This is a genomic window from Bacteroides sp. (assembly GCF_052357945.1).
In the GTDB taxonomy this organism is placed as follows: domain Bacteria; phylum Bacteroidota; class Bacteroidia; order Bacteroidales; family Bacteroidaceae; genus Bacteroides.
Genome location: NZ_DAWCXD010000032.1, coordinates 37914 through 44054, shown reverse-complemented (window position 1 = coordinate 44054; position 6141 = coordinate 37914). Strand labels below are relative to the sequence as shown.

The following is a 6141-nucleotide window of genomic DNA, read 5'->3' as shown; positions in this document are numbered from 1 at the left end:
GACCTCTGTTAATCTAGTCTCTCTAATCTCTTGTGGTAAATAGTGAATTGTGTTAGTCTTCTCTGTTACTCTCATATTAGAATTAATGTTAATAGATTAGTGATTGATTTATCTGCTACGAAGTTACAAAGAAGGGGGGTGTGAACATAATGTAAGAATGGAATCTTAAATAAATGATGTAAAGTTGCTTATTAGCGTTAATCTATCATTGCTCAAATATCCCTTTGGATGAAATTGGAGTATTATGGTTTAATGGATAAGTGGGAAGGATAATATTGACTGGAACTTGTTTGGGTAAAGTCAATTTGATATGTTTAATAATGAATAATGTTTAATCTAATTGATATATGATTTACACTGGTGTAAACCATAGTGTAAACCGCCACCAATTGATGTATAAAAGAAAAAGGCACCCAAGAGTGGAAGCCTCTCAAATGCCTTATTCTTATCAAGTAGCGGGACCCGGGATTGAACCGGGGACCTCATGATTATGAATCATGCGCTCTAACCAGCTGAGCTATCCCGCCATCGTTTCTCGATTGCGGGTGCAAAGATAGATGATTTTTTATAATCTCCAAAACAATTCATAACTTTTTTGTGTTTTTTCTTTAATACGGGCCTTGATTTTTCCTATAAATAGGGAGTTTGATGCCCGATAATGAAAGAATAATTAATAAAGTGTCTGATTTATGCAGCGTATTTAGAAAAAAGTATTTATCTTGGCACACGTAAAAACAATTCGAAATTGCTATGAAAAAGGAAAAGATTCATTTGGAGTATTTGTTGAATGCAACATCTAAAAATATTCTTTGGGGAGCTATTAGCACACCGACCGGGTTGGAGGACTGGTTTGCAGACAAAGTTATTTCTGACGATAAAATAGTAGAGTTTCATTGGGGGAAGACAGAACAGAGGAAAGCAGAGATTATTGCTATTCGCTCTTTCTCTTTTATCCGCTTCCGTTGGCAGGATGATGAAAACGAACGCGATTATTTTGAAATCAAGATGACTTATAATGAGCTGACTAGTGACTATGTGCTGGAAATTACTGATTTCGCAGGGCCGGATGAAGTGGATGATATGAAAGAATTGTGGGAGTCACAAGTAGCTAAATTAAGAAGAACTTGTGGTTTTTAGTTAACTTTCAACTAAAAATTTTCGATGCTCCTTTTTTTGTGCTAATTTTGCATCCTAATTGCACGAACCTATTAAGATGCTACGCATAAAGAAATTAGATATATTCATCGTAAAGAGTTTTTTGATGCTCTTTATTGGTACATTCTTCATCTGTCTGTTCATATTCATGATGCAGTTCTTGTGGAGATATGTAGACGAATTGGTCGGAAAGGGATTGGAGATGAGCGTAATGGCTCAATTCTTCTTTTATTCCGCATTAACATTAGTGCCGGTATCGTTGCCATTGGCAGTGCTACTGGCTTCTTTGATTACTTTCGGTAACTTTGGCGAGCGTTATGAATTGCTCGCGATGAAAGCCGCAGGTATTTCTCTCCTTAAAATCATGCGTCCGCTTGCTTTCTTCGTTTGCGGACTTGTCGGTGTCTCATTCTATTTCCAAAATGTAGTAGGTCCTATCGCCCAGGCTAAATTGGGAACTCTGATCCTTTCGATGAAACAAAAATCTCCGGAGTTGGACATTCCGGAAGGAGTTTTCTATTCTGAAATCAAGGACTATAATTTAAAGGTAGCTAAGAAGAACCGGAAGACCGGTATGCTATATGATGTGCTGATTTATAGTATGAAAGATGGCTTTGAGAAAGCACGTATTATATATGCTGATTCCGGGCGTTTGGAGATGACCGCGGATAAACAGCATCTTTGGCTGCATTTGTATAGCGGAGATTTATTTGAGAATCTGAAAGCTCAAAGTATGAAATCGGAGAATGTACCTTACCGACGTGAGGAATTCAGGGAAAAACATACCATTATTGAGTTTAATTCCGATTTCAATATGGTTGACGGTGAGATTATGGGTAAGCAGTCCAGTGCTAAGGACATGGCGCAGTTGCAGAGTTCCATTGACTCGATGACGGTTGTGGGAGACAGTATCGGACGACAGTATTACAGGGAAGTGGCAGAAGGAAATTTCCGTCCTTCTTATGGATTGACAAAAGAAGATACGGTCAAAATAGAAAAGGCGGATATTTATGAATATAATGTAGATAGTCTTTACGAAGTAGCCTCTTTAACGCAGAAACAGAAGGTGATTTCTTCTGCTGTCAGTCGTGCGGAGAACGTGGCTAACGATCTTGGGTTCAAGAAATTCACGATGGAGAACAATGATTATAGTATTCGAAAACATAAGACGGAATGGCATAAGAAGATAACGATTTCACTTTCTTGTCTGCTGTTCTTCTTTATCGGAGCTCCGTTGGGCGGTATTATCCGTAAAGGAGGTCTGGGAATGCCGGTCATCGTATCCGTGTTGGTGTTTATCATTTATTATATCATTGATAATACAGGATATAAAATGGCCCGCGACGGTAAGTGGATTGTTTGGATGGGGATGTGGACAAGTAGCGCAGTCCTTGCCCCGTTAGGAATCTTCCTTACTTATAAATCGAATAAAGACTCTGTGGTGCTTAATGCAGATGCTTATATCAACTGGTTTAAAAAGATTGTGGGAATTCGTAGTGTGCGTCATATATTTAAGAAAGAAGTGATTATTCATGATCCTGATTACGTACGTCTGACGGGTGATTTGGAACAACTTTCGGCAGAGTGTAAAGCGTATGCCGCCAAGAAACGATTGGAAAAAGCACCGAATTACTTTAAGTTGTGGATGGCGAGTGAGGATGATAACGAGGTGATGGCAATCAATGAAAAGTTGGAAGCATTGGTTGAAGAAATGTCCAATACGAAATCTGCCACTTTGATCGGTGCATTAAACAATTATCCGGTTATTTCCGTTTCTGCTCATGTGCGCCCGTTCCATATATATTGGTTGAATCTGGTAGCCGGAGTCATTTTCCCTATCGGTTTATTTTTCTATTTCCGCATCTGGGCGTTCCGCGTTCGTCTGGCTAAGGATATGGAACGGATTATAAAGAACAATGAACAAATTCAATTCATCATACAGAAAATCAATAAATAAGTGTTATGAAAGAGACTATTAAAATGGATAGAATAGAAGATGCGATTGCCGACTTCAAAGAAGGCAAGTTTGTCATAGTAGTGGATGATGAAGACCGCGAAAACGAAGGCGACTTGATTATTGCAGCTGAAAAGATAACTCCCGAAAAAGTAAATTTCATGTTGAAACATGCACGTGGCGTACTTTGTGCACCTGTCACAGTGTCTCGTTGCAAGGAGTTGGATTTACCGCATCAGGTAAGTGATAATACTTCCGTGTTGGGAACTCCTTTTACGGTTACCATTGACAAATTGGAAGGCTGTACAACAGGTGTTTCTGCTTCCGACCGTGCCGCTACTATTCAGGCATTGGCCGATCCGACTTCTACACCGGCTACTTTCGGGCGTCCCGGACACATCAATCCGTTGTACGCGCAAGAAAAAGGAGTACTTCGCCGTGCCGGACATACAGAAGCTACGATTGATATGGCTCGTCTGGCAGGACTTTACCCCGCAGGTGCCTTGATGGAAATCATGAGTGAAGACGGAACAATGGCACGTTTGCCCGAACTCCGTCAGATGGCAGACGAACACGGACTGAAACTGATTTCTATCCATGACCTGATCGTTTATCGCCTGAAACAGGAATCCATTGTAGAAAAAGGAGTAGAAGTAAATATGCCTACCGAACACGGAAAGTTCCGTCTGATTCCTTTCCGCCAGAAATCAAACGGATTGGAGCACATGGCTATATTTAAAGGAACATGGAGTGAAGACGAACCGATCTTGGTACGTGTCCATTCCTCTTGCGCTACTGGAGATATCCTTGGCTCACAACGTTGTGACTGTGGCGAGCAGCTGCATAAAGCGATGGAAATGATCGAAAAAGAAGGAAAAGGTGTGGTGGTTTACCTCAATCAGGAAGGACGTGGCATCGGTCTGATGGAAAAGATGAAAGCATATAAGTTGCAGGAAGACGGTATGGATACCGTTGACGCGAATATTTGTTTGGGACACCTTGCCGACGAACGTGATTATGGAGTAGGCGCACAAATCCTTCGTGAACTGGGAGTACACAAAATGAGACTTTTGACAAATAATCCGGTGAAACGTGTTGGTTTGGAAGCATACGGATTGGAGATAGTAGAAAATGTACCTGTTGAAACAGTTCCTAATCCGTATAATGAACGATACTTGAGAACAAAGAAAGAAAGAATGGGGCATACTTTACATTTTAATAAGTAAATTGCCAATTTGTTTTCATATATCAAATATTATCGCTTATTTTGCAACGATTTTCACTCAACAACAATAAAATAGATACAAAATGAATCAATTATCAGATCGTTTGAACAGCTTGTCGCCATCGGCGACGCTTGCCATGTCGCAAAAGAGCAACGAGCTCAAGGCACAGGGTGTTGATGTTATTAACTTAAGTGTAGGAGAACCGGATTTTAATACTCCTGACCACATCAAAGAAGCTGCGAAAAAAGCCATAGATGATAACTTTTCTCGTTACTCTCCGGTACCGGGTTATCCGGCTTTGCGCAATGCTATTGTTGAGAAACTGAAAAAAGAAAACGGTCTGGAATATACAGCCGCTCAAATTTCGTGTGCCAATGGTGCCAAACAATCTGTTTGTAATACCATCCTTGTATTGGTAAATCCGGGTGACGAAGTCATCGTGCCGGCTCCTTACTGGGTAAGCTACCCGGAAATGGTGAAAATGGCAGAAGGTACTCCCGTAATTGTTTCGGCAGGTATCGAACAAGATTTCAAGATTACTCCGGAACAGTTGGAAGCAGCCATCACTCCGAAGACGAAAGCATTGATTCTTTGTTCTCCGTCTAATCCGACAGGTTCTGTATATACAAAAGAAGAATTGGCCGGATTGTCAGCAGTATTGGCTAAACATCCGCAGGTGATAGTAATCGCTGACGAGATTTACGAACATATTAATTATATCGGTGCCCATCAGAGTATCGCTCAATTCCCAGAAATGAAGGAACGTACAGTGATTGTAAACGGTGTATCCAAGGCTTACGCTATGACAGGATGGAGAATCGGTTTCATTGCCGGTCCGGAATGGATTGTAAAAGCTTGCAACAAGTTGCAAGGTCAGTACACTTCAGGTCCTTGTTCTGTTTCTCAAAAAGCTGCTGAAGTGGCATATACAGGAACACAAGAACCGGTAAAAGAAATGCAGAAAGCATTCCAACGCCGTCGTGACCTGATTGTGAAGTTGGCTAAGGAAGTTCCGGGATTTGAGGTAAACGTTCCGCAAGGTGCTTTCTATCTGTTCCCGAAATGCGATGCTTTCTTTGGAAAGAGCAACGGCGAACGTAAGATTGCAGATTCGGATGATTTGGCAATGTACTTGCTTGAAGAAGCTCACGTGGCTTGTGTAGGTGGTGCCTCTTTCGGTGCTCCTGAATGTATCCGTATGAGTTATGCTACAAGCGATGAAAATATCGTAGAGGCTATCCGTCGTATCAAGGAAGCATTGGCTAAGTTGAAATAAGAGTTCACCGCAGATTACACAGATTGACACAGATTGAAAAGAGATTGTCTGTCTGAAAAATATTAGATTAATAAAATCATCCTTACTACAGTATGCAGTAAGGGTGATTTTTTGTTTAAGGAACTTCTTTGTATTTTTCTATCCGTTTGATTGTGAATTAATCTGTGTAATCTGCGGTGAAGGAAGAGCAATAAAAAAGGCTGCCTTCCATAGAAAGCAGCCTATACTCTTTTTGTAACTTGTATTATTCAGCCGGGTGAATTGCTTCAGACGGACAAACGTCTGCACAAGTACCACAGTCAGTACATACATCTGGGTTGATAGAATAGATATCACCTTCAGAGATAGCTTCTACCGGACACTCGTCAATGCAAGTTCCGCAAGCAATACAATCGTCACTAATTACGTATGCCATTTTTCTAAGATTTAAATTATTAGTACTAATTTCTCCGGCAAAAATAAGGCTTTTATTGATTGGTTGTTATGCTTCTATGTTTAAATTGACTTAATTTGTACGTCTTCTAAATAAG

Annotated in this window: 5 protein-coding genes and 1 tRNA gene; 4 read left to right on the top strand and 2 right to left on the bottom strand. The window is 40.5% G+C overall.

Annotation, left to right across the window (positions count from 1 at the left end; all coding sequences use genetic code 11):
* Positions 1–453: 453 nt before the first annotated feature.
* Positions 454–527 (bottom strand) — tRNA-Met (locus ACT8YW_RS08840).
* 223 nt (positions 528–750) lie between these two features.
* On the opposite strand from ACT8YW_RS08840, the gene ACT8YW_RS08835 reads away from it, so the two are divergent.
* From ACT8YW_RS08835 to ACT8YW_RS08820, 4 genes are all read left to right on the top strand, one after another.
* Positions 751–1137, top strand: a complete 387-nt coding sequence (locus tag ACT8YW_RS08835; RefSeq protein ID WP_444104663.1) for an START-like domain-containing protein — start codon at positions 751–753, stop codon at positions 1135–1137.
* Between the two features lie 76 nt (positions 1138–1213).
* A complete protein-coding gene (locus tag ACT8YW_RS08830) occupies positions 1214–3112 on the top strand; it encodes an LptF/LptG family permease (protein ID WP_444104662.1) in 1899 nt (632 codons plus the stop codon).
* 5 nt (positions 3113–3117) lie between these two features.
* Positions 3118–4335: a bifunctional 3,4-dihydroxy-2-butanone-4-phosphate synthase/GTP cyclohydrolase II gene (locus ACT8YW_RS08825; protein WP_004309056.1), complete on the top strand. Its 1218-nt coding sequence runs from the start codon at positions 3118–3120 to the stop codon at positions 4333–4335.
* 82 nt (positions 4336–4417) lie between these two features.
* On the top strand, positions 4418–5611 hold the full coding sequence (locus ACT8YW_RS08820; protein ID WP_004306402.1) for a pyridoxal phosphate-dependent aminotransferase: 1194 nt from the start codon (positions 4418–4420) through the stop codon (positions 5609–5611).
* Between the two features lie 244 nt (positions 5612–5855).
* On the opposite strand, the gene ACT8YW_RS08815 is transcribed toward ACT8YW_RS08820, so the two are convergent.
* Entirely contained in the window at positions 5856–6026 is a 171-nt protein-coding gene (locus tag ACT8YW_RS08815) for a DUF362 domain-containing protein (protein ID WP_002559159.1), read from the bottom strand.
* Positions 6027–6141: the final 115 nt, after the last annotated feature.

What these genes read in the sequence shown, in the direction of transcription:
- ACT8YW_RS08835 (WP_444104663.1), top strand. Translation starts at nt 751, where the DNA reads ATGAAAAAGGAAAAGATTCATTTGGAGTATTTGTTGAATGCAACATCT.
- ACT8YW_RS08830 (WP_444104662.1), top strand. Translation starts at nt 1,214, where the DNA reads ATGCTACGCATAAAGAAATTAGATATATTCATCGTAAAGAGTTTTTTG.
- ACT8YW_RS08825 (WP_004309056.1), top strand. Translation starts at nt 3,118, where the DNA reads ATGAAAGAGACTATTAAAATGGATAGAATAGAAGATGCGATTGCCGAC.
- ACT8YW_RS08820 (WP_004306402.1), top strand. Translation starts at nt 4,418, where the DNA reads ATGAATCAATTATCAGATCGTTTGAACAGCTTGTCGCCATCGGCGACG.
- ACT8YW_RS08815 (WP_002559159.1), bottom strand. Translation starts at nt 6,026, where the DNA reads ATGGCATACGTAATTAGTGACGATTGTATTGCTTGCGGAACTTGCATT.